This window comes from Limnobacter sp., from assembly GCF_036405155.1.
In the GTDB taxonomy this organism is placed as follows: Bacteria; Pseudomonadota; Gammaproteobacteria; order Burkholderiales; family Burkholderiaceae_B; genus Limnobacter.
In genome coordinates, this window is record NZ_DASWYD010000001.1 from 91,972 (window position 1) to 112,241 (window position 20,270).

Consider the following 20,270-nt stretch of genomic DNA (forward strand, 5'->3'; position numbering starts at 1 on the left):
CGCATCAATTGGCGCTACCGCCGTTGCTGCCACCTGTGCTGTTTCCAGTTGCATTTCCAGGCCGTGGAATCACCAAAATGCGTTGAGCAGGGGCCAGTTGCAAGTTGTTGGGTTGGCTGCCACCGGGCGCAGTGCTTGAGCCCGCTGCTGGTGTGCCTGTGTTGTTGGGCTTGATTTCACGCAGTGAACGATCGGGCAGCACCGGGCCCTTCATGTCGGGCAATGCAAAGCGGTTGTCCAGCTGGTTGGTTTGCTGCTGGCTGCGCATGTAGTCGTAGCGGTTGGTCACAATGCTTTGTGCCTGGTCCTCGTTGCGCACCACGACTGGCCGCAAAAACACCATCAGGTTGGTTTTCACGCGGCGGCGGTTGTCGTAACGGAAGAACTGCCCCAGCACCGGCACGTCACCAATGCCTGGCACCTTTTCTTCATTGCCGGTGACGCGGTCTTCCACCAAGCCACCCAACACAATGATGTTGCCACTTTCCACCAGCACATTGCTTTCAATCGAGCGCTTGTTGGTGATGATGCCAGACACATTCGTGGCGTCCACCACCGAACTGACTTCCTGGAAAATACCCAGCTTCACCACGCCACCCTCAGACACCTGGGGCTTTACGCGCAGGGTGAGGCCCACGTCTTGCCGCTCAATCGTCTGGAAGGGGTTGATGGCGGCCCCACCGTTGCCGCCTGCATTCGCAAATTGGCCGGTGATGAAGGGCACGTTTTGGCCAATCACAATCTTGGCCTCTTCGTTGTCCAGCGTCAGAATGTTGGGTGTGGACAGAATGTTGGCGTTGGCCTTGCTTTCCAGCGCACGGGCCAGAAAGCCCAGGTTGGAAATGGTGCCCACGCCGGGGATGTTGACTTGCCCGTCGATGATGCCGATGTTCAGGCCCCGCCCGATGGAGCCCAGGTTGGTGGAGGCGCCAATGATGTTTTTGCCAGAGCCGATGTCGTTGAAATTGGTGCCACCAATGACCTTGGCCGAGTTGCCCGCCGCGCCCGACAAGCCCTGGAACTGGATGCCGAACTCAGCGGCCTTGTCGCTGGACACTTCCACAATCAGGCTTTCGACAAACACCTGCGCGCGCCGCACATCCAGTTTCTCGATGATGGAACGCAGGTTGCGGTACACCGGCTCGGGGGCGGTGATGATGAGCGAGTTGGTGGACGCATCGGCTTGCACAATGCCGCCGTTGTTCACGTCATTGTTGCCGGATGCCACACTCAGTTGCCCGCCGGTGGCGCCGCCCAAACCACCCGACAGGCCGCCAGTGGCAGCAGTCGAGCCGGTGGTTGAGTTGCCCAAGCTGCTGGGCCCATTCAAATTGCCGGTTCCCAGGCCACTGGTGCCGGTGTTGTTTTGGCTCAAGCCCGAGCCGGTGTCCACCTTGATGGGGCTGTTGGTGAGCACACCCTGCAATGTTTTGGCCAGCTTGGTGGCCTCCGCATTCTTCAGGTACACCACCCACACATTGCCCGGTTGCTTGGTGGGTTGGTCGAGTTTGCGTATCAGGTTTTTGGCCAAATTCAGCCGGGCCTGGCTGGGCGTGCGGATGAGCAGGCTGTTGGTTCGCGGGTCGGCCATCACGGTGAGGCGCTGGCCTGCATCCACCGCAGCGCCGGTGCCCCGGTTGCCTTCATCCAGCATGCGGTTCAGGATGGCGGCAATGTCCACCGCCAGCGCATGTTCCAGCGGCACCACCTCGAGGTCGCCCGAGCTGGGGCCATCAATGGATGCAATGATGCGGGCGATGCGTTGCAGGTTGTCGGCGTAGTCGGTGATGACCAGGGTGTTGTTGTTGGGGTAGGCGGCAATCGTGTTGTTGGGTGCAATCAAGGGCCGCAGCACCGGCACCAGCGCCGTGGCCGACTCATAGTTCAACTGGAACACCTGGGTGACAATGGCGCCGCCGCTTTGGTTCATCGCACGGCGGGGGTCAACCTCGTTGGACGCCTGAATTTTTGCGTCATTTTCAGGCACCACACGGGCCACGCCGCCACTTTCCACAATCGTGAAACCTTGCAGGCGCAAGGCGGCCAGCAGGGCATTTTTGGCATCGGCTGCACTCAACGGCTCGGGCGACACCAAGGAAATGGTGCCGCGCACCCGGGGGTCCACCACGAAGGTTTGGTTGGTGAATGAGCCAATGGCCCGCACCACAGCATCAATTTCCGCATTCACGAAGTTCAGCGAAAACCGGTCGCTGGCCTGGCCCTGTACTTTGGTGCTGTTTGGGGCCGCCAGGACGGGTGTCATGGCTTGTGAGCCGGCGCCTGCCAGCAGGGCAGCCACCAACAGGTTCAGCAGGGTTTTGGTGGCCGGGATATTGCGCGCAGTGTTCAAAGCACTGTTCCTTTATTGTTCAAAGCATTCATCAAAATACACCGAGGCGATAGCGCTGGCCTTCCAGACGTCCCATCTGGCTCAGCAGGCCTGTGAGGGCCTCGCGGCTGGCTTCCTGGGCCTGTGCATAGCCTGTAAAAGAAAACCGCTGGCCCGGAATCACCGCACCCTGTCCTTCCATCATCAAGGGGCCCCGAAGGGTATTCAAGTTCACGTCCAACTGTTTACCGGGGTTTCCTGTCACCGTGATGACATATTCGCCCAAAGGCCGAATGCTCGCCAGTGCGGATTGTGCATCGGACCAGGTCACGCGTACATCCACCGCCTGCCCAGCCTGCCAACCCTGCCAGTTCACCTGCACCAGCCCTTCAGGCCGAATGGTGTTGTAGGGGGCGCCCAGTGCCATCAACCACGCGGCGGGAAACTGCAGCGCACCGCCCTCCACCTTGATACCGTTCAAACCCACAGCCAGATGCAAGGTTTGCGCAATTCGCGGGTGGGTCAGCGCAACCTGTAGCCCGTGCCGGCCCAGCCCGGTTTGCCACGCCAGGGGGCCCGGCACGGCGTACACACGCCCGCCATCTGACACCCCCAACTGAACCTCACCGTTCCACAGGCTGCCACGCATGGCCAACACCTGCAGCGTGGGGCCAATGGTGGATTGGATCATGGGCTTCAGGCTGTATGCGGGCCAGGCCGCCACCGCCACACCCACCGCTGTCAAGGCGGGTAGCAGCCATTGGCGATGCCGGGTCATGGTGTATTGCCTGCTTTGGGCAGAAACACCACATGCCCTGTCAAAGTGGCTGCGGCCACCTTTTTCAAATCGGTTTCCAGCAGCGTGAGGCTCGAAATCGACTCGGCTTTGTTCAACCAGGCCAGCACGCCCGCTGCAGGCGCTTCGGTGAATTCAATCCGAAGTTCGCCTTCTTCAGTCCGCCGCAGTGTGCTCTGTTGTTGCAGGGCCTGGTCGACCAGCAGTTGGGCCAGTCGGGGCTCAAGCTCGCTGTCCCGCACCACCACGCGTGAGCGCGCACCGCGCAGCGCCTCCAGTTCCGTGGCGGCGCGCATCACTTGGGCCGCCTTGTCCTGCAAGGCCTGTTGTTCAGCCGGTGCATTTTTCAGGGTTTGAATGGCCGGGTCCAGGCCCAATGACCACAACAGCACCAAAGCAGTCAGTGCACCGCCCCAGGTCACCAGCAGGCGCTCACGGGGGTTCAATTGGTCCAGGCGAGCCTGCAGCTGTTGAATGTGTTGCTGCAGGTTCATGATGGGTCCCCCTGTTTGACTTGCAGCACGGGCTGGTTGTCGGGCCCTGCCTTGGTCCACTGCGCAGACAGGCCGCGCGCCTTCAGCCGCTGTACAGCCCCCTCCTGCATGGCTTGGGTCACATTGGCCCCAAAACGCAAGCTCAAGGTGCCTTTGGAAAAGGCCAAGTCATTCAAGCTGTTGAAGGGGGCATCTTGCATGGCCACCCCCACTTCGTGCAGCCAGTGGCTGGCACTGCCACTGCTGTTGTTGCCTGCCAGGCCGCTGCTCAGGGTGCGTTTTTCCCGTTCAATCAGGAGCAAGGGGTCGGCCACCATGGGGGTGTCGGGCAGGGCTTGTGCATAACGCTCTGCAATGGTTTGTTCCAGGCGGGCGTTTTGACTGCGGGCCTTGAAGGCCAACATATTCAAACCCACCACACCCACGGCCAACAAGCCGATGAATGCGACCAGCAAGGACCTCTTTCCGCGGCTGGCTGCCGGTGCCCGCACACCCAAGCGCCGAAGCTCCTCTGGCCGCACCAGGCTGCAATCCCGAAGCTGGTTGAGGCTCGACAAGGGCAGGCGAGGCACGGTTTCAATACTTTGAAGGATGTCGGCGGTGCCGGTGAGGCCTTCAAGCCGAGCACGGTCTGCCGCCAGCATCACGCCACTTTGATTGCCCAGCACGCGCTGCAACAGTGCTGTCAACACCGCGGGTGTTGTGGTCGGCAATACCGCAGGTTGGGCGGCGGGCTCGGCCACCAGCAGGTCATTGCCACTGAACCACAGCACCCGGTCTTGACTGCTGGGTTGGCGCAAGGTTTCGCAGGACACGGCCTGCAATTGCAAACCCGCCTGCCGGCAGGCGGTGACCACCGCGCGCACGTGGGCCCTGCCCACCACAGCAGCCAGCCGCTGACCATCGCCCAAGCTGTGCCACAGGCTGACATGGTTGTCTTCGGGGTCGTTGAGCAGGAAGGGTTCGACAACAAAGGGCAGTGCGTCTTGCAGTTTTTGACCGGTCAGTTTGGGCGGTGTCACCGACAGCACAGTGACCTCGGACGGGGCCACCAATGCGACGCATGGCAAGTCCTTTGGCAGCTGGTTCAGGGGTTCTTCGCCCCCGTGCAGCTTCCCGCCTGCCCCGTGCACCTCAAAGCGCACGCGCAGCACACGCCCCTCACTGTCGGCCCGCGCCTGGTCATGGCTGTTGGGCCACCACACCACCAGGCTTGCCTGCTTGTTGCTCACTCATTGTCTCCAAATGACCAGCACCTTCTGGTCCTTGCGCTCTAGCAAGGCACGGGTGCGTATCAGTGCCTGTTCAACCTGTGCAGTACCTTCAATCAGGAAGAACGCTGTGTTCACGCTTATTAAATCATTGTTTGCCTGGATATTTGGTCCCAGCGCTGCTTTGAAATCATTGATGTTGCGAAAGCTCACCCGGTCGCGCTGCGAGATCACGGACTGAGCCTGCGCATAGCTTAACGGCTCCAGTGCAGCGTACAACACCTCAGGGGTGGTGGTGTTGGCATTGATGGGTGTGGCCCGGGGCAGCAGAACCACATGCGGACGCAGCTGGTTCCAGGTGTCTTCACCAATGCCGTAGCGTCCGCGGAAGTCTTCCCAGCGGATGGCGGGCGGCAGCGCGGGTTGGCGGTCAGCCGCCGGTTTGTCCTGTCCGGTCGGCGTCTGTGGCTTGAACATCCGGGCAACAGTGCCAGCAATTCGCTCGCGGTCTTGGGGGTTCACGCCGAGCAAATCGCACAGCTTGGCAAAGCCAGCCAGCCACTCGGCGCGGGCAGGGTTGTCCAGCCCCAGGTTGCGCAGGTTAAAGCGGCCCTGCGCGTCTTCAATCCGGCCGGTCAACACCACTTCACGGGTGTCGGCGTTGGTGGCGTTTTCATCTTTGCGCATCAAGCCTTCATTGATGCGACTTTCTGCCAGTGGCACTGCCCAGGGTTCTGTCAGGGTGTCGGTGGTGGACACCCGGGCATCCTCCCGCAAAATGACGCGGGCCCAATCCACCCCGCTGCGGCTCACCAGTTCTGCTTGGTCCCGGGCTGCCGTCACGGAAATGGTTTTGGCGGTGGCAAACAGGTTCCAAATCAGGGGGCTGACGGCCAGCGTGCACAGCACCACGATGAACAGCGCCATCACCACGGCGGCGCCTTGTTGCGTGCGCAGGGGTTGGGCCATCAGTACACCCCGCCTGTCAGCAAGATTTTCATCACGGTTTGCCCGTTGGCGGGCGTTATCGCCACTTCCACCGCACGCACCCGGCCCGAAGGGCTGGGGGTGTCGCCTTCACCACCGGTTTGTTCGCCACCTGGTGCGGGTGTGCCTGCAGGCGCTGTGGCCGAAGCCAGCGGGTTGCCTTGCAGGTTCAGCTCGGTCAGGGGCAGGGGTGACACATTGCCCAACAGCAGAGCCGGCGTCCATCCACCGGGTTCGCGCCACAAACGGATGCGCAAACCTTGCACCGGTAGCAAACCATTGGTGGGTGCTGCATTGGTCGGGTTGCTGGCTGCGCTGTTGCCGTTGGGGTTGTTTTCGACGTTCTCCCGGCGCACTGTTCTTAGCAAACCCTGCGCGGTTTGCAGCCACTGGATTTCTTCCCGAAATGCGTTTTCGCTGGTGTCTCGCCGCGTGGTGCGAATGATCAAGCCCTGGCTCACCAGTGCGACCGATTCCTGATCGGCACCAGGCCACGGTGTGCCCAGGTTCAAGGAGGACAAATCCCTGTCCAGTTGACCGAAAATGGCGGCAGTGGTTTGCAACTCGTTGTCGACCCGGTTGACTCGGTCGGCGCTGCGCAGCACCTCTGTGAGACCCCGCCAGGACAGCAGCGCCAAAATGGCCACAATGCCCAAGGCCACCAGCACTTCCAGCAAAGTGAAGCCGCGCTGTGTCTTCATGGTGCACTGCTGAAAAAAACCACCAGCCGGGCCAGTTGAAACTTTTCATCCACGGCAGCGGCGTCCTTCACCTGGATTTCAATCCGGCGAAAGTTGGGGTTGGGTGTGTTGGTGATGTCGATGCGGCACACAAAACGAAAGTTGGCCTGCGGGCATGGCAACTGGGCTGTTTGACTGGCCGGGTAAACGCCTGCCACCGCCAGCATGTTGGCCATGTTGCGCGCGCTCCACTGGGCATACTGGCGCTTGATGAGGTCATCCTGCTGCAGGTTCATATTGCCAGCTGCTTTCAGGCAGGCCATCAAGGCAACAGCGATGATGGTCATGGCCACCAGCGCTTCAATCAAGGTGAACCCTTGGTGATTGGGCGTGCGCCAGGCTCGCATCATGAGCCCGACGGATTGGTGAGTACAACCTGTGGCTGGCTGGCCACAAAAGGGCCGCCATTCTGGCTTTCCAGCACCAGCCGGGTGCGGTTTTTCTGAAGGACAACCGTTCGGCGCGTCAAGTCCGGGGTTCGCTCCAGAGTCAGGTAGCTGTTGAGGTTGCCTTCGGTGAACAACTGAACCGTGAACGGCCCGTGGCCCCAGGTGCGGGGCCGAAGTGCAGGCTCGGTTTGCACCGGCACCCAGCGCGTGCCCGTTTGTTCCTGAAATTCAAATCCTGTGTTGCCGGCCACCAATCGAATGGCCTTGGACTTGAGCAATGCTTCTTGTTGCGCGACGCGCAGCAATTGGGCCAGTTGTCGAGCGTCCGATTGCAGCAGGCTGCCGTCGCCGGGCGTGCCCTTGACCACAATCAGGCCTGTGGCGATCGACAACACCACAACCACCACCAGCAATTCCAGCAGGGTGAATCCCTTCGGGCGTTCGAAGGCCATGAGGGCCTTACAGGCTCCAGGATCCAATGTCGGCATTGACTCCCTCGCCGCCCGCCTTGCCGTCTGCGCCAAAGCTCATCACATCCACCTCACCCTTCAAACCGGGGCTAAGGAACTGGTATGGGTTGCCCCAGGGGTCGTTGGGCACCTTGGACAGGTAACCGCCCTGCTTGTAATTGTTGGGCTGGGGCTCGGTGGTCGGCTTTTGCACCAGCGCTTGAAGCCCTTGTTCGGTGGTGGGGTAGCGGCTGTTGTCCAAGCGGTACAAATTCAAAGCCTGCATGATGGAGGCGATGTCCTGACGCGCAGCCACCACCCGAGCTTCGTCAGGGCGCCCCATGATTTTGGGCACCACCAGCGTGGCCAGAATGCCCAGAATCACGACCACCACCATGATTTCGATCAGCGTGAAGCCGGCGGATTGTCGGTGCTGGTGGCGGGGCGTTGCAGCAAAGCGGGTTGTGAGCGTATTCATGCGGTTCTTGGGCAAATGTGAGTAGGATCAACCCCGAAGGTTACACCGATTTTGCAGCCTTGCGCACAATCGGCAGGCGGCGCAATGTCGGCCTGTCGTCACTGCTGGCGGCGACAGCCCCGGGTGTTTGGTCCGAATGGGGGCTCGGGTTTTCATGTAAGTAAAATACTGATTCTGTCACTAGAACAGGGGCTTTAGGCGCCGTGGCGATACTTACATAATGTCGGTATTGGCGGCAGTGCCGCCGATAACCCTTGAAGCATGGCTTAAACCGGACACTCGAATACAGTGGTCCGGTTTTTTTTTGGTGCACAATAGCCAAGGCGTGGTTAATCGCCATGCACGTTCCCACCCCATGAGCTGCCCATGAAACTTGCCCTCAAACTGCCGCGTGCCTTGCCCACATTGTCCGACCGTTGGTTTCAGGCCCTCGCGCTGTGCATGTGGGCGGCTGCAGCGGGTTTGGCGGTTTGGTTGGTGATTCAATGGATGGCCCCGGCGCCTGTGGTGGCGCAGGCCATGCCCGCCGACATGTCGGCTCAATTTCAAATGGACCAGTCGGCCGAGGCCCGCTTGCTGGGTGTTGAAACAGCGGGTGGATTAACGCCGCCCTCGGTGAATGTGCTGGGCGTGTTTGCCGCAGGCGACGGCACTGGGGCCGCTGTGTTGTCGATTGAGGGGCAACCTGCGCAGTCCAAGTCAGTGGGTGAAGAGGTGGCCAATGGCTGGACGTTGGATGAGGTGGGCGCCACCTTTGCGGTGATTGGCCGCAGCGGTCAACGCGTGCAGCTCAACCTGCCTGTGTTGCAGGCCGACCCCAATCTGCTCAAGCGAGTGCCGCAATAAGCCTTCGCCTTCAAGGCTTATTGCCCACACCGGTCAATGTTTGGGTCAGTGACTTGCCGTCGGCATCCTGAATCTGAATGCGCACCGGTTGCCACCCCACCTGCTTGCCGTACCACACGCGCACAATGTCATCGCCCGCGTCTTCTGGCTTGCTTTCAAATTTCAGCGCGTTCACGGTTTGTTCCCGGTCACCCAGGTTCACCACCACATCCTCGGTGCCCTTCAACACAAACCATTCGGTGCTGACCCGGCCGGTACCGATCACCCGCAGCTTGATCTCGTCGCCGGTTTTGGCGGGTGCTCCGCAGCGCAGTTGCGCAGCCATCTGATAAATCATGCTGAGCCGGTCTTGAAGGCCTTTCTCCAAAGGGGCTGCCGTGTTGTTCTTTTTGAACTGCACCTCTTTCTGTGTTTCATTCACCACCGACTCGACCAAGGGTTTCTTGCCCCGTTTTTCGGCGTAGTACAAAGGGACAAAGCCCAGTTTCGGGTCCACCAGCCCTTCGCTTTTTTGTGTTAACTGGCCCGAAAACATCAAGGCCATCAGGCCTTTGGCCTGCGACACCGATTCCAGCGTGTAATGGTTGCCTGCCACCCGCAGGCTGTGCTGGCTGACCGCCAACTGGCCAGGCACCTGGCTGTGGGTCAGCGAAAATTGAAGGTCGGCATCGGCCAGGGCTTTGCCGGGTGCACTGCACTCCAGGCCCGCTTGCGCTGTGCCGGACACCAGGGCTGCTGCCCACACCAGCGACCCCAACATGTGTCGCGTCCAGTTCAGTCTCATCGAATCACCAGTCCATCCAGATAGCCTTCATCGGCTGTGTAAATCGTCAATACTTCGCGTCGGGCTGGCCGGTCTGCTGGTGCTGCCGACACATGCACCCAGCGACCAAATTCCAAAATCAGTTGGTCAAACTGAATGCCCGAGCTCGCAATCGCCTCTGCCAATAACGCAGGGCTGCCCCATTCCGGGCACACCACATCAGCGGCCAGGCCCAGGCAATGCTGCGAACCCGGCACCCCGCCAACCCGTGCATTCAACAGTGGGCTGCGAAAGCCGCTGTTGATTTTCAAGGCACTGGCTGGAATACCCACTGCCGCGCACACCTGGCCCAGCAACTGGGACAAGCGACGCAGGTTGTCCCAGTGCTCTGGCGGGCAGCGGTTGTCCAAACCGGTTTTGTTTGCCGTGTCGGAATGGCACAATACGGCTGGCGCGAAGCCCGGATGAAAACCCGCCGTTGAGCTTTCGTGATTGTCTTTATTCCATTCTGGACTGCTTGTTTTGCGCATTCGTTACCTTCGTCGACCCCCAGCCCGAACCGCCGGACGGGTTTATCTGCTGGACCTGGACAATACCCTGCACGAGGCGTCTACCCACATTCTGCCGGAGATTAACCGGCAAATGACCGATTACCTGGCCCGCAAGTTAAATGTCAGCCGTGAAGCTGCCAGTGCGGCACGCACCCAGTATTGGCAACGCTATGGCGCCACCCTGTTGGGCATGATGCGGCACCATGGCATCAACCCGCACGAATTTTTGGCAGAAACCCACCGTTTTGACGATCTCAAGGCCGTCAGCCGCCGGCATGCCAGCGTTCCGCACAGGCTGTCGCGTCTCAACGGTTTGCGCGTGTTGCTCACCAACGCGCCCCGGGCCTACGCCACCGAGGTGTCCAAAATTTTGGGTTTACACCGGCATTACCACGCCTTGGTGTCCATTGAGGACATGGTGATTCATGGCGCCTGGCGGCCCAAGCCCACCCCCATTTTGTGGCCGCACCTGAAAGCAGCGCTCAAGTCCAAGCGTTTGCTGCTCGTGGACGACACCCTGGGGCATTTGCACGAGGCGTCACGCCACGGCATTCAAACCAGCTGGATCACGCTGCCCGGTTTGGGTTTTGTTGCCCACAAGCCCAAGGGGCGGGTGCGCAGCCGCATCCGTCAGTTTGAACAGATCAAGCGTTTGAAGTTTTAACCGCACACCGGGCAGGCTGGGTCTTTGCGGATGCGCATGCGGGTAAATTCGCAGGCCCGTGCATCGTAAATTTGCAGGGTGCTGTACAGCGGCTTGCCAAAGCCCGCCAAAATTTTCAGAGCCTCGCTGGCTTGCAGTGTGCCAATCACCCCAGTTAAGGGCGCAAACACGCCCATGGTTGCACATCGCACTTCGCTCACATCGTCGCCTTCGGGAAACAGGCAGTGGTAACAAGGGGCTTCCGGGTTTTGCAATTCAAAGCAGGCCAGTTGACCGTCCAGGCGAATGGCTGCGCCCGACACCAAGGGTTTGCCCAGTTTTACACAGGCCCGGTTGACCGCATGCCGTGTCTTGAAGTTGTCGCAGCAGTCCAGCACCACGTCGGCCCGGGCCACCAGCGCCTCCAGTTCGGCACCTTCCAGGCGCTTGTTCAGGGGCTCAATCTCGATCAGGGGGTTGATTTGCAGCAGTTGCTCGCGCGCCGAGTCCACCTTGGGCATGCCCACCCGTGCCGTGGTGTGCAGCACTTGCCGTTGCAGGTTGGTGAGGTCGACTTCATCGTCATCGGCAATGATCAGCGTGCCGACCCCGGCACTGGCCAGGTATAGGGCGCTTGGACAACCCAGACCACCCGCACCCACCACCAGCACCGTGGCGTTGGCAATGCGGGTTTGGCCTTCTATGCCAATGTCGTCCAGCAGGATGTGACGGGAGTAGCGAAGCAACTCCGCGTCATTCAGGTCCTTCAGCGGCATGGCCGGGCTTACTTGCCTTGCTTGGCTTGTTGCTCAGCCAACTTGCGGTTTTGCTGAACGGGCTTGCCTTTCAGGTAATTCACCGCTTGTTGAAGCTGGAAGTCATCATCTGAACCAAACACCACGGGTTTTGCATTGGCGGGTGTTTCTGTGTCGGCTTTTTTCTCGCTCGGGGTTTCTTTCTCGCCCTTGTCGTTGGACAGGTGGCGCGACAGGTCAGCCTCGCGAACCCGCTCAACCACATCACCGTTGGGTGTTTCGGTCACCAGGTAGTCGGGCACAATGCCCTTGGCCTGAATGCTGCGACCCGACGGTGTGTAGTACCGTGCCGTGGTCAGTTTGATGGCGGTGTTGTTGTTCAGCGGCAGAATGGTTTGCACCGAGCCCTTGCCGAAAGTTTGCGTGCCCAGCACCTTGGCGCGGCCGTGGTCCTGCAGGGCACCGGCAACAATTTCCGATGCGGAGGCCGAGCCACCGTTGACCACCACCACCATCGGCAGTGTTTTGGCCACGGCTGTCAGGTCGCGCAGATAATCCTTTTCCTTGCCGCGCAGGTAGTCATCGGGCGAGGCCACCAGCTTGCGTTGGGAGTCTTCCGTGCGCCCGTCGGTGCTCACCACCAGGCTGTTTTGGGGCAGGAATGCTGCCGCCACACCCACTGCAGCATTCAACAGGCCGCCCGGGTCGTTGCGCAGGTCCAGCACAATGCCCTTCATGGGTTTTTCGGCTTGCAGTTTGTTCAAGGCCTTGGCCAGGTATTCACCAGTGTGTTCCTGGAACTGGGTCACCCGCACATAGCCATAACCGCCTTCCAGCATTTTGGCTTTTACGCTTTGCACGCGGATCACGTCGCGCACAATGGTCACGACAATCGGCTTGTCCTCGTTCTTGCGCAGCAAGGTGAGTTTGATCTCGGTCTTGGGCTTGCCGCGCATCATGCCAACCGCGTCCGACAGGCTCATGCCCTTGGTCGGTTTGTCATCAATTTTCACGATCAGGTCGCCGGCTTTCACGCCTGCTTTCTGGGCCGGGGTGTCCTCGATGGGGGAAATCACCTTCACAAAGCCGTCTTCGGTGCCCACTTCAATGCCCAGGCCGCCAAATTCGCCCTGTGTGCCCACGCGAAGTTCTTTGAACGCATCGGCATCCAGGTAGCTGGAGTGGGGGTCGAGGTTGGACACCATGCCGCTGATGGCACCCTGAAACAGTTTGTCGTCACCCACGGGTTCGACATAAAAATTCTTGATGGCGCCAAACACTTCGGTGAATTGCCGAAGTTCGGACAGGGGCAGGGCCTCGGGCGGTTGCTGCTGCCGCTGGGCCACGGCGCTCACGCCCAGGCTGACCAACACGCCAGCCACCACACCGGCCGACACCAAACTGACTGTACGTAACTTCTGCTGCATAGTATTTATTGACCTTTGGTCCACGAAAGCGGGTCGAAGGCGATGCCCTGACGCCTGAGTTCAAAGTATAGCCCGTTGTCTAGGGTACCACTGCTGTTACCGGTTTCGGCAATCACATCCCCGGCATTCACGGTATCGCCGGTTTTCTTGAGCAGTTTGCCGTTGTTTCCATAGACGCTCAAGAACTCGTCGCCATGGTCAATCACCAGGATTTCACCAAACCCCCGCATGAAGTCTGCAAACACCACTCGCCCGTTGCCCACCACCCGAACGGGTTGGCCGGGTTCCGCCGCAATAAACAAGCCCTTCCACGAGGGGCCTTGACCGTCTTTGGTCCGTGTTGCGCCAAAACGGCCCACGATGGTGCCTTGCACGGGCAGCACCATGCGCCCTTTGAGTTTGGCAAATTCACCTGTGCTGGGCATGGGCGGCGGGCTGAATGACCGGGCTTCCCGTTCTTTGGGCGGTGTGCCTTTTTTGATGTCGGGCAGGGTGGTGGTTCGCGCTGCACGCTCGGCCTCTCGGCGCTTGGCTTCTTCAATGGCCCGTGCCAATTGGTTGATGGTGTTGGTCAGGCGTTGTTCGTCCCGTTGCAGGCGCTTGCGCTGCAGTTCCTGATCGCTCAGCTTGGAATTCAGGTCCTCAATCAACTGGCTGCGCTCTTCTCGTTGAGCCGCCAAATCCTTCTGCGCTTTGTTTTGGCGCTCGATGGTGTCGTCCAGTTTGTCCTGCTTTCTCTCCAGGCCCTGGCGCAGCTTTTCCAGCGCCTCGGCCTGTTGGGCTTGCTGTTCAGCCAGTGCTTTTTCGGCTGTTGAAATGCGTTCGTACCAGTAGCCATCCCGAGCCGCCTGGCTGGCCGATTGGCCCGCCAGCCATGCTTGCGTGGGGTTGATTTCGGTGCGTCGGTACTGGTTGCGCAGCACGCGCGCCAAGCGGTCCTGGGTGTTGGCCAGGTCCAGGGCCAGTTGAGCCTCTTGCTTGTTCAGGTCCTCAATCTCGGCCTCCAGCGCTTTGCGCTCTTTGTCCAGTGCAGCAATGCGTGCGGCGGTGTCCTTCAGCTTTTGTTCCACCACCCCCAAAGCTTTGGCAGCCCGTTTTTTTTCCGTGCTGGTTTGTTCAATGGCCTTTTTCACGGCCTCCAACTGTTTGCGAACCTCGTCGCGCTCTTTTTGCGCACCGGCAGACTCGCGCCCCGGGTTGTGCTGTGTGGCAGCCAGCACAGGCACAGAACCGAGGCACAGAAGGGCAGACAGCACCCAGCCCATGGGCAGGTGCTTTGAACAAATAGGGATCACCGGTTTACTTGGCCTTGCCCTGGTTTGCCACGGCCGCCATGGCAGCCTCGATTTCAGCCTGATCGCCCAAGTAATAATGGCGAATGGGCTTCAGGTTGTTGTCCAGTTCATACACCAGTGGTCGGGCTGTGGGAATGTTCACCTTGAGGATGTCGTCCTCCGACAGGCCGTCGAGGTACTTGATGAGTGCGCGAAGCGAGTTGCCATGCGCTGCCACCAGCACTTTTTTACCGGATTGGATTGCGGGGGCGATGCCCTCATTCCAAATGGGGATAACACGGTCCACCGTGTCTTTCAGGCATTCCGTCAACGGCACTTCCTGGGGTTTCAGTTTGGCGTAGCGGGGGTCTTTGCCGGCAAAGCGGGGGTCGTCCACCGTCATGGGGTTGGGGGCGATGGCATACGCACGGCGCCAGATCAGCACTTGCTCTTCACCAAATTTTGCAGCGGTTTCCGCTTTGTTCAAGCCTTGCAGGTCACCATAGTGCCGCTCGTTCAGGCGCCAGGTTTTCACCACGGGCAGCCAGCTCATGCCCATGGTCCGCAGGGCAATTTCCAGCGTGTGAATGGCCCGGGTCAGCACCGAGGTGTAGGCCACATCAAAACTGAACCCTTCGGACTTCAGCAACTCACCGGCTTTGCGGGCTTCTTCCCGGCCTTTGTCGGTCAGGTCCACATCGGCCCAGCCGGTGAAGCGGTTTTCCAGGTTCCACTGGCTTTCGCCGTGGCGCATCAATACGAGTTTGTACATGTCGAGGCCTTTGTCGTCGCCGCTGGTTGGCGGCAGAGGATTGGTCAGGATTGGTCAAGATTGGATTAGCCGACATTTTAGCCCCGATTCAAGGCTATATAATCAAAAGCCGTCCAAGACCCACTCGAAGTAGCCTGTATGACTCAAGAATTTTTGGTACACAACAGCTGGTTAATCGCCCTGGCCGTGAGCTCGGGCCTGATGCTGGTGTGGCCATCTCTGATGAAAGGTGGCGCCCGCCGCGTAACGCCCCAGCAAGCCACCCTGCTGCTGAACCAGAAAAAGGCTGTGGTTGTGGACATTCGCGATGAAGACACCTTCAACGCCGTGGGTGCGATTGCCCAGTCCAAGCGCATTCCCCTGGACCAGATCAAGGCCAAGGCAGCCACCGTGTCCAAAAACAAGGACACACCGGTGATCGTCGTGTGCCAAAAGGGTCAACGCGCTGTGCCAGCCGCAAAAATTCTTCAGGGCGAGGGTTACACCGACGTGCAGGTGCTCGATGGCGGCATTGCAGCCTGGACTGAAGCCGGGCTTCCCTTGAAGAAGAACAGCACCAAGTCCAAAGCCTGAGCGAATCACCGACAGGCACTGTTTGCAGGAGTATTCACATGAGCAACACCCAGGCCCCAGTTCGCATGTACACCACCGCGGTGTGCCCCTATTGCCAACGCGCCGAGCGCCTGTTGACCGAGCGCGGTGTCACCTCGATTGAAAAAATCCGGATCGACCTGGAGCCAGAGCAGCGCGAAAAAATGATGGCCGAAACCGGCCGCCGCACCGTGCCCCAAATTTACATCGGTTCCACCCACGTCGGTGGTTTCGATGACCTGGCCGCGCTGGACCGCGCGGGCAAACTGATGCCGTTGTTAAACGGCGACCAATAAACCATTACCCGAATCAAGGAGCCAGCACATGGCCGAACAAGCCCAAGAAGCCGTCTTTCAAATGCAGCGTGTGTACGTCAAAGACGCTTCACTGGAATTGCCCAACGCACCCCAAATTTTTCTGGAGAAAAATCCTCCCGCCATTGAGGTGTCGGTGGATGTGGGTGCCCAGCGCTTGGCCGACACTGTGTTTGAATCCGAAGTCACTGTGACCGTGACCGCCAAAATTGGCGACAAAGTCGCCTTTCTGGTGGAGTGCAAGCAGGCCGGTATTTTTGAAATCTCCGGTGTACCTGAAGACCAGTACGACCCATTGCTGGGCATTTTGTGCCCCGGCATGATCTACCCGTACCTTCGCGCCAATGTGGCCGACATGATCACCCGCACAGGTTTCCCGCCTGTGCACCTGTCGGACATCAACTTCGAACAGTTCTACCAGCAACGCCTGGCTGCAGCACAAGAAGCCGCTGCATCGACTGCCAACGCCTAATTCGCCACGGGAGGCCCCATGCACATCACCGTTTTCGGTTCAGGTGCCTGGGGCACCGCAGTGGCCACACACATGGCCTTTGCCCACAGCGTGGTGCTGTGGGGGCGCGATGCACAAGTGGTTGAGTCCATCAACCAGCACCATGAAAACTCCCGCTATTTGGCGGGCATCAAGCTCAATCCGCAATTAAAGGCCCAGGCCGACTTTGCGCTGGCAGCCCGCCATGCGTTACAGGGCCCGGCCGCCGAGCGTTTGTGGGTGTTGGGTACGCCCATGGGCGCATTGCGCACCACCTTGCAGGCCTTGCTCAACGTGGCCCCGTTTGAGGAATGGCCCCCCATTGTTTGGCTGTGCAAGGGCTTTGAGGTGGGTACAGGCCTCATGCCGCACCAAGTGGTGGAGGCTGTTTTGGGCAAACCCCACGGCGGGGCGCTCACCGGCCCTTCTTTTGCGGCCGAGGTGGCCAAAGGCCTGCCTTGCGCACTCACGGCCGCATCGGCTTGCCCGGCCCATCGAGCGGCCATGGTGGCGGCTGCGCACCATGCAGCCATGCGGGTGTATGAGCTCGATGACATCGTGGGTGCTGAAGTGGGCGGCGCTGTTAAAAACATCATGGCGGTGGCCACCGGCATGTGTGACGGCATGCAATTGGGCCTCAATGCCCGGGCTGCGCTCATCACGCGGGGCATGGCCGAAATCAAGCGGCTGGCGGTGGCCTTGGGTGCCCAGCCTGAAACGTTGAATGGGTTGTCTGGTTTTGGTGACCTTATTTTGACCTGCACCGGCGACTTGTCTCGCAACCGTCGGGTGGGGTTGATGTTGGCCCAAGGCAAAAGCCTGGAGCAGATTTTGGTTGAGCTTGGACAGGTGGCCGAGGGCGTGAAGTGCGCGCCGGTGGTGCATGAGTTGGCCGGTAAGTTGGGCGTGGACATGCCCATCACCGCTGCTGTGAATGCCACGCTGTTTGAAGGCATCAGCCCCGGAGAGGGTGTCATGCGCTTGCTGTCGCGGGGTGCAAAATGGGAGCAGGCTGCGGACCCGGCAGCTTAGCGCCCGCCAGCAAAGCCCAATTGCCGCCAGGCCTCGTACACGCTGACCGCCACTGAGTTGGACAGGTTCAGCGACCGGCTTTCAGGGCGCATGGGCAACCGCAGCCAATTCTCACGGGCAAACCAACCGCGAATTTCCTCTGACAAGCCCCGGGTTTCGCAGCCAAACACCAGGTAATCGCCACTGCGATAGGCCACTTCAAACGGCGAGCGTTGGCCTTTGGTGGTCATGGCAAAGCACCGTTCATGTGGTGGTTGCTCGCTCTCCAAGAATGCCTGCCAACTGGCATGCACTTTCATTTTGGCGTACTCGTGGTAGTCCAGACCTGCGCGTTTCATGCGTGCATCGTCCAACGGAAAGCCCAAAGGCTCAATCAGGTGCAGCTGCGCACCTGTATTGGCACACAGTCGGATGACGTTGCCTGTGTTGGGTGGAATTTCCGGTTCAACCAATACCACGTGAATCATTCTGGGGTCCTGCAAATGGCCATAACAAGAATGCGCTGCGCACCCGCACGCCGCAGCGCCTGTATGCAGGCCGCCGTGGTGGCGCCAGTGGTGATGACATCGTCCACCAAGGCAATCGGGCCCAAGGCTTGAACAGGTTTGACCACGCGAAATGCGTTCTGCAAGTTGTGCAGTCGGCCCGCCTTGTCCAAACCCGCTTGGGCCTGAGTGTCCTGTGTTTTCAGCAGGGTGTCGGTGTTCAGCGGCCAGCGCAGTCGCGTGCTCAAGCCTTTGGCCAGCAGCGCCGCCTGATTATAGCCGCGTTGTCGAAGGCGGGCAGGGCTGCTGGGCACCGGCATGACGGTGCACGGCCCCCAATGGCTGCTGGTTGCAGACTGAACTTCTCGTTGCCATCGGTCGGCCAGCCAATCGGCCAGCATCGGTACTGTGCCCCAGCCTTTTCGGTACTTCAAGGCTTGCACCCAATCGTCCACCGGGGCGGTGTAGTCGCTGCACACCACGGTTTGCAAGTTCGGGTCAGGCTTTGCTTTGCAGTGGCGGCAGCGCGTCCAGCCAAAAGCCTGCAGCCTTGGGCCCAGGGGCAGGGCGCACTGCATGCAGCGCGCGGACTGCTCCAAGGCCAGCATGGGGCCTACACAGGCCTGGCATAGCCAGCGTTGCAAAACCCAAGGGGCGGTGGTCTGTTGACTGGTCTGACCACTTCCGAGCGGCTGGTCGCAAGCGGCGCACACTCGCCAGGGCAGCCAGCGGCATGCTTGTTCAAACGTCTGCCGGGCACTTGACCAAAACCGATACAATCGGGGGTTTGTGGTCTGGTGGTGCTTGGGTGGTGTCATATGAGTGATTTCTGGAAACGCGAACGGTCGAATGCCGCCTGGGTTCGGCAATGGTCGCGTCGGGTTCAGGGGCCTGCGCCATTCATCCTCGGCGAGGTGAACCGTCGCATGGTGGACCGTGCCCAAATCATGCGCCCAGCCGAGGGAGGGGTGTTGCACCAAGGCTGGTTACACCCGGAATTGTTGGGGCCTGTCGAAACCTTGTTCGAAGGCCGTGAGTTTGTGCGGTGTGCACCCCAGGCGCTGCCGCTGTTGCCGCCTGCCGAGCACAGCAAAGTGGTGGGGGTGCTGTCCCGCTTGTGGTCGGGTTGGGGAAAGTCACCGGCCAGCACCACACCTGTATTGCCGTCCCAAGCATTGCCCCTGCCCGACGCCAGCATGGCCATGGTGTGGTCTCCCTTGTGGTTGCACCATGTGGCCGACCCAGCGTTTCAGGTGAAAGAATGGCATCGGGTGCTCAAACCCGAGGGTGGGCTGTTTTTTTCCCTGTTTGGTCCCGACACAGCCGCAGAGCTGGCTGGTGTTGCGCAAGCGCTGGGCGTGCCCATGCCCGACTTTCCCGATATGCACGACGTGGGAGACTTGTTGAGCCGGCTCGGCTTTTCCGACCCGGTCATGGAAATGGAAAAGCTCACGCTGACGTACACCTCGCCCCAAGCGTTGCTGGATGATTGGCGCGCCTTGATGGGCAACAATTTGGTGGGCCTGGGCGGTGTTGAGTCCACGGGCTTGAGGGGGAAAGCCGCTTTAACACAGGCTTTTGGGGTTTTGGAAGGACTGAGACAAAATGACACAGGCCGCATTCCACTCACCTTGGAGCTGGTTTACGGGCATGCGTGGAAGGTTGAGCGTGCGCCAAAAAGCGGTGTGACCACGGTTCGCCTTCAGGACATTGGTGGTCGGCGCAGCGCCAAGTAGGCGTTGTTAAAGACCTTTTTCGAATGTACTCGAATGTACTTGAAGTATTTCGTGGAAAACACGGATTGAATGCGCCAGCCTTGTTGATTGGCCGTAAATCTTGGGCCTATAATTCGAAGGTTTCTTCTACACCTGAATAATGGTTGTAGTAGGTCTGAATGACTGCTCTTTTGAGGTATGTGGGCATGATTCCAGAAGATTCAAGTCCCCGGGTTGAGCACGCAGTGTCCAAGCCGGCGGTTGATCTGGTTGAGTCCGGTCAGTCTGAGCGGTGGGTGTTTCGGAAAAATTGTTCCCTGTCCCCACGGCAACTACTGGCCTGGTATGCGGCCATCTGCAGTTCGACCCTGGTTGTTGCAACCGGGTTCCTGATTGCGGGTTACTGGATTGTGTTGCCGTTTGCAGGCCTTGAGCTGCTGTTGGTTGGTGTGGCGTTTCTGGTGTATGCCAGGCATGCCACCGATTTCGAAATGATCGAACTCGCGCCCTACCAACTAAGGCTTGTGTTTGCCGATGGCGCCAGACGCACGGAAATTTCGCTGTCCCCCCAGTGGGCCCGGCTCGATTACAACGGACGTTACAAGGCACCGCTGACCATCAGTCACAAAGGCCAACATGTAAAAATCGGCAAATTCATTGCCGAAAAAGACAAGCCGGCATTGCACAAAGAATTGCGTGCAGCGCTGGCCAGGGCGGCTTGTGCGGTGTAAACCAGCTT

25 protein-coding genes are annotated in these 20,270 nt (G+C 59.8%); 8 read left to right on the forward strand and 17 right to left on the reverse strand.

Going from position 1 to position 20,270, the window contains the following annotated elements:
- Window positions 1-4: 4 nt before the first annotated feature.
- The 9 genes from gspD to gspG form a co-directional block, all read right to left on the reverse strand.
- On the reverse strand, window positions 5-2,263 hold the full coding sequence (gene gspD, locus VGE55_RS00395) for a type II secretion system secretin GspD (RefSeq protein WP_414674939.1): 2,259 nt from the start codon (window positions 2,261-2,263) through the stop codon (window positions 5-7).
- A 118-nt stretch (window positions 2,264-2,381) separates the two neighbouring features.
- Window positions 2,382-3,107 (reverse strand): type II secretion system protein N, encoded by a 726-nt coding sequence (gspN, locus tag VGE55_RS00400; RefSeq protein ID WP_331129765.1) that lies wholly within the window; start codon window positions 3,105-3,107, stop codon window positions 2,382-2,384.
- Complete coding sequence (gspM, locus tag VGE55_RS00405; RefSeq protein ID WP_331129766.1) at window positions 3,104-3,619, reverse strand: type II secretion system protein GspM; 516 nt, start codon at window positions 3,617-3,619, stop codon at window positions 3,104-3,106. The genes gspN and gspM overlap by 4 nt, the downstream gene beginning before the upstream one ends.
- The gene (gspL, locus tag VGE55_RS00410) at window positions 3,616-4,851 is read right to left on the reverse strand and encodes a type II secretion system protein GspL (RefSeq protein ID WP_331129767.1); all 1,236 of its coding nucleotides are present in this window, start codon (window positions 4,849-4,851) and stop codon (window positions 3,616-3,618) included. Before gspL ends, gspM begins: the two co-directional genes overlap by 4 nt.
- A complete protein-coding gene (gene gspK / locus VGE55_RS00415; protein WP_331129768.1) occupies window positions 4,852-5,799 on the reverse strand; it encodes a type II secretion system minor pseudopilin GspK in 948 nt (315 codons plus the stop codon).
- On the reverse strand, window positions 5,799-6,518 hold the full coding sequence (locus tag VGE55_RS00420) for a type II secretion system protein (protein WP_331129769.1): 720 nt from the start codon (window positions 6,516-6,518) through the stop codon (window positions 5,799-5,801). The genes gspK and VGE55_RS00420 overlap by 1 nt, the downstream gene beginning before the upstream one ends.
- Window positions 6,515-6,907, reverse strand: coding sequence for a type II secretion system protein (locus VGE55_RS00425; protein ID WP_331129770.1), 393 nt, complete (start codon window positions 6,905-6,907; stop codon window positions 6,515-6,517). Before VGE55_RS00425 ends, VGE55_RS00420 begins: the two co-directional genes overlap by 4 nt.
- Window positions 6,904-7,398, reverse strand: a complete 495-nt coding sequence (locus tag VGE55_RS00430; RefSeq protein WP_331129771.1) for a GspH/FimT family pseudopilin — start codon at window positions 7,396-7,398, stop codon at window positions 6,904-6,906. The genes VGE55_RS00425 and VGE55_RS00430 overlap by 4 nt, the downstream gene beginning before the upstream one ends.
- Window positions 7,399-7,405: 7 nt before the next feature.
- Window positions 7,406-7,873: a type II secretion system major pseudopilin GspG gene (gene gspG / locus VGE55_RS00435; RefSeq protein WP_331129772.1), complete on the reverse strand. Its 468-nt coding sequence runs from the start codon at window positions 7,871-7,873 to the stop codon at window positions 7,406-7,408.
- A gap of 366 nt (window positions 7,874-8,239) precedes the next feature.
- Here gspG and VGE55_RS00440 point away from each other — a divergent pair, with 366 nt between their 5' ends.
- A complete protein-coding gene (locus tag VGE55_RS00440) occupies window positions 8,240-8,719 on the forward strand; it encodes a hypothetical protein (RefSeq protein WP_331129773.1) in 480 nt (159 codons plus the stop codon).
- Window positions 8,720-8,729: 10 nt separating this feature from the next.
- Here the strand turns inward: VGE55_RS00440 and VGE55_RS00445 are convergent, their stop codons facing one another.
- Entirely contained in the window at window positions 8,730-9,503 is a 774-nt protein-coding gene (locus VGE55_RS00445) for a DUF3108 domain-containing protein (RefSeq protein ID WP_331129774.1), read from the reverse strand.
- Entirely contained in the window at window positions 9,500-10,012 is a 513-nt protein-coding gene (locus VGE55_RS00450) for a D-Ala-D-Ala carboxypeptidase family metallohydrolase (protein WP_331129775.1), read from the reverse strand. The genes VGE55_RS00445 and VGE55_RS00450 overlap by 4 nt, the downstream gene beginning before the upstream one ends.
- Between VGE55_RS00450 and VGE55_RS00455 the strand changes: the two genes are divergently transcribed.
- Window positions 10,005-10,697: an HAD family hydrolase gene (locus VGE55_RS00455; protein ID WP_331129776.1), complete on the forward strand. Its 693-nt coding sequence runs from the start codon at window positions 10,005-10,007 to the stop codon at window positions 10,695-10,697. The genes VGE55_RS00450 and VGE55_RS00455 overlap by 8 nt on opposite strands.
- On the opposite strand, the gene VGE55_RS00460 is transcribed toward VGE55_RS00455, so the two are convergent.
- Genes VGE55_RS00460 through gpmA form a run of 4 tightly spaced genes read right to left on the reverse strand, consistent with a single transcriptional unit; the run spans window position 10,694 to window position 14,904 of the window.
- Entirely contained in the window at window positions 10,694-11,437 is a 744-nt protein-coding gene (locus tag VGE55_RS00460; RefSeq protein WP_331130105.1) for a molybdopterin-synthase adenylyltransferase MoeB, read from the reverse strand. The genes VGE55_RS00455 and VGE55_RS00460 overlap by 4 nt on opposite strands.
- Window positions 11,438-11,460: 23 nt before the next feature.
- Window positions 11,461-12,858, reverse strand: a complete 1,398-nt coding sequence (locus tag VGE55_RS00465) for a S41 family peptidase (RefSeq protein WP_331129777.1) — start codon at window positions 12,856-12,858, stop codon at window positions 11,461-11,463.
- Between the two features lie 5 nt (window positions 12,859-12,863).
- Window positions 12,864-14,123 carry a murein hydrolase activator EnvC family protein gene (locus tag VGE55_RS00470; protein ID WP_331129778.1) on the reverse strand — a complete coding sequence of 420 codons (1,260 nt, stop codon included), beginning with the start codon at window positions 14,121-14,123 and terminating at the stop codon, window positions 12,864-12,866.
- 34 nt (window positions 14,124-14,157) lie between these two features.
- Entirely contained in the window at window positions 14,158-14,904 is a 747-nt protein-coding gene (gpmA, locus tag VGE55_RS00475) for a 2,3-diphosphoglycerate-dependent phosphoglycerate mutase (RefSeq protein WP_331129779.1), read from the reverse strand.
- A 138-nt stretch (window positions 14,905-15,042) separates the two neighbouring features.
- On the opposite strand from gpmA, the gene VGE55_RS00480 reads away from it, so the two are divergent.
- From VGE55_RS00480 to VGE55_RS00495, 4 genes are read left to right on the forward strand one after another with little or no spacing between them, the layout of a single operon-like run.
- Window positions 15,043-15,477, forward strand: a complete 435-nt coding sequence (locus tag VGE55_RS00480) for a rhodanese-like domain-containing protein (RefSeq protein WP_331129780.1) — start codon at window positions 15,043-15,045, stop codon at window positions 15,475-15,477.
- A 38-nt stretch (window positions 15,478-15,515) separates the two neighbouring features.
- A complete protein-coding gene (gene grxC, locus VGE55_RS00485) occupies window positions 15,516-15,791 on the forward strand; it encodes a glutaredoxin 3 (protein ID WP_331129781.1) in 276 nt (91 codons plus the stop codon).
- Window positions 15,792-15,819: 28 nt separating this feature from the next.
- Window positions 15,820-16,281 carry a protein-export chaperone SecB gene (gene secB / locus VGE55_RS00490; RefSeq protein ID WP_331129782.1) on the forward strand — a complete coding sequence of 154 codons (462 nt, stop codon included), beginning with the start codon at window positions 15,820-15,822 and terminating at the stop codon, window positions 16,279-16,281.
- Window positions 16,282-16,299: 18 nt separating this feature from the next.
- Window positions 16,300-17,331: an NAD(P)H-dependent glycerol-3-phosphate dehydrogenase gene (locus VGE55_RS00495; protein ID WP_331129783.1), complete on the forward strand. Its 1,032-nt coding sequence runs from the start codon at window positions 16,300-16,302 to the stop codon at window positions 17,329-17,331.
- Here the strand turns inward: VGE55_RS00495 and trmL are convergent.
- Both trmL and VGE55_RS00505 read right to left on the reverse strand, forming a co-directional pair.
- Complete coding sequence (gene trmL / locus VGE55_RS00500; protein ID WP_331129784.1) at window positions 17,328-17,798, reverse strand: tRNA (uridine(34)/cytosine(34)/5-carboxymethylaminomethyluridine(34)-2'-O)-methyltransferase TrmL; 471 nt, start codon at window positions 17,796-17,798, stop codon at window positions 17,328-17,330. The two genes, VGE55_RS00495 and trmL, sit on opposite strands and share 4 nt — an antisense overlap.
- Entirely contained in the window at window positions 17,795-18,424 is a 630-nt protein-coding gene (locus VGE55_RS00505; RefSeq protein ID WP_331129785.1) for a ComF family protein, read from the reverse strand. The genes trmL and VGE55_RS00505 overlap by 4 nt, the downstream gene beginning before the upstream one ends.
- Before the next feature lie 210 nt (window positions 18,425-18,634).
- Here VGE55_RS00505 and VGE55_RS00510 point away from each other — a divergent pair, with 210 nt between their 5' ends.
- Complete coding sequence (locus VGE55_RS00510; protein ID WP_331129786.1) at window positions 18,635-19,552, forward strand: methyltransferase domain-containing protein; 918 nt, start codon at window positions 18,635-18,637, stop codon at window positions 19,550-19,552.
- A 185-nt stretch (window positions 19,553-19,737) separates the two neighbouring features.
- Window positions 19,738-20,262: a DUF2244 domain-containing protein gene (locus VGE55_RS00515; protein ID WP_331129787.1), complete on the forward strand. Its 525-nt coding sequence runs from the start codon at window positions 19,738-19,740 to the stop codon at window positions 20,260-20,262.
- The last annotated feature ends 8 nt before the right edge of the window (window positions 20,263-20,270 follow it).

Bases quoted from the DNA above. Each gene is read 5' to 3' on its own strand.
- gspD (WP_414674939.1), bottom strand. From the start codon at position 2,263: ATGACACCCGTCCTGGCGGCCCCAAACAGCACCAAAGTACAGGGCCAG.
- VGE55_RS00515 (WP_331129787.1), top strand. From the start codon at position 19,738: ATGATTCCAGAAGATTCAAGTCCCCGGGTTGAGCACGCAGTGTCCAAG.
- gspG (WP_331129772.1), bottom strand. From the start codon at position 7,873: ATGAATACGCTCACAACCCGCTTTGCTGCAACGCCCCGCCACCAGCAC.
- VGE55_RS00470 (WP_331129778.1), bottom strand. From the start codon at position 14,123: ATGGGCTGGGTGCTGTCTGCCCTTCTGTGCCTCGGTTCTGTGCCTGTG.
- secB (WP_331129782.1), top strand. From the start codon at position 15,820: ATGGCCGAACAAGCCCAAGAAGCCGTCTTTCAAATGCAGCGTGTGTAC.
- gpmA (WP_331129779.1), bottom strand. From the start codon at position 14,904: ATGTACAAACTCGTATTGATGCGCCACGGCGAAAGCCAGTGGAACCTG.
- VGE55_RS00425 (WP_331129770.1), bottom strand. From the start codon at position 6,907: ATGATGCGAGCCTGGCGCACGCCCAATCACCAAGGGTTCACCTTGATT.
- gspN (WP_331129765.1), bottom strand. From the start codon at position 3,107: ATGACCCGGCATCGCCAATGGCTGCTACCCGCCTTGACAGCGGTGGGT.
- VGE55_RS00510 (WP_331129786.1), top strand. From the start codon at position 18,635: ATGAGTGATTTCTGGAAACGCGAACGGTCGAATGCCGCCTGGGTTCGG.
- VGE55_RS00430 (WP_331129771.1), bottom strand. From the start codon at position 7,398: ATGGCCTTCGAACGCCCGAAGGGATTCACCCTGCTGGAATTGCTGGTG.
- VGE55_RS00495 (WP_331129783.1), top strand. From the start codon at position 16,300: ATGCACATCACCGTTTTCGGTTCAGGTGCCTGGGGCACCGCAGTGGCC.
- grxC (WP_331129781.1), top strand. From the start codon at position 15,516: ATGAGCAACACCCAGGCCCCAGTTCGCATGTACACCACCGCGGTGTGC.
- VGE55_RS00445 (WP_331129774.1), bottom strand. From the start codon at position 9,503: ATGAGACTGAACTGGACGCGACACATGTTGGGGTCGCTGGTGTGGGCA.
- VGE55_RS00465 (WP_331129777.1), bottom strand. From the start codon at position 12,858: ATGCAGCAGAAGTTACGTACAGTCAGTTTGGTGTCGGCCGGTGTGGTG.
- VGE55_RS00440 (WP_331129773.1), top strand. From the start codon at position 8,240: ATGAAACTTGCCCTCAAACTGCCGCGTGCCTTGCCCACATTGTCCGAC.
- gspK (WP_331129768.1), bottom strand. From the start codon at position 5,799: ATGGCCCAACCCCTGCGCACGCAACAAGGCGCCGCCGTGGTGATGGCG.
- VGE55_RS00480 (WP_331129780.1), top strand. From the start codon at position 15,043: ATGACTCAAGAATTTTTGGTACACAACAGCTGGTTAATCGCCCTGGCC.
- VGE55_RS00450 (WP_331129775.1), bottom strand. From the start codon at position 10,012: ATGCGCAAAACAAGCAGTCCAGAATGGAATAAAGACAATCACGAAAGC.
- trmL (WP_331129784.1), bottom strand. From the start codon at position 17,798: ATGATTCACGTGGTATTGGTTGAACCGGAAATTCCACCCAACACAGGC.
- gspM (WP_331129766.1), bottom strand. From the start codon at position 3,619: ATGAACCTGCAGCAACACATTCAACAGCTGCAGGCTCGCCTGGACCAA.
- VGE55_RS00505 (WP_331129785.1), bottom strand. From the start codon at position 18,424: ATGCTGGCCTTGGAGCAGTCCGCGCGCTGCATGCAGTGCGCCCTGCCC.
- VGE55_RS00420 (WP_331129769.1), bottom strand. From the start codon at position 6,518: ATGAAGACACAGCGCGGCTTCACTTTGCTGGAAGTGCTGGTGGCCTTG.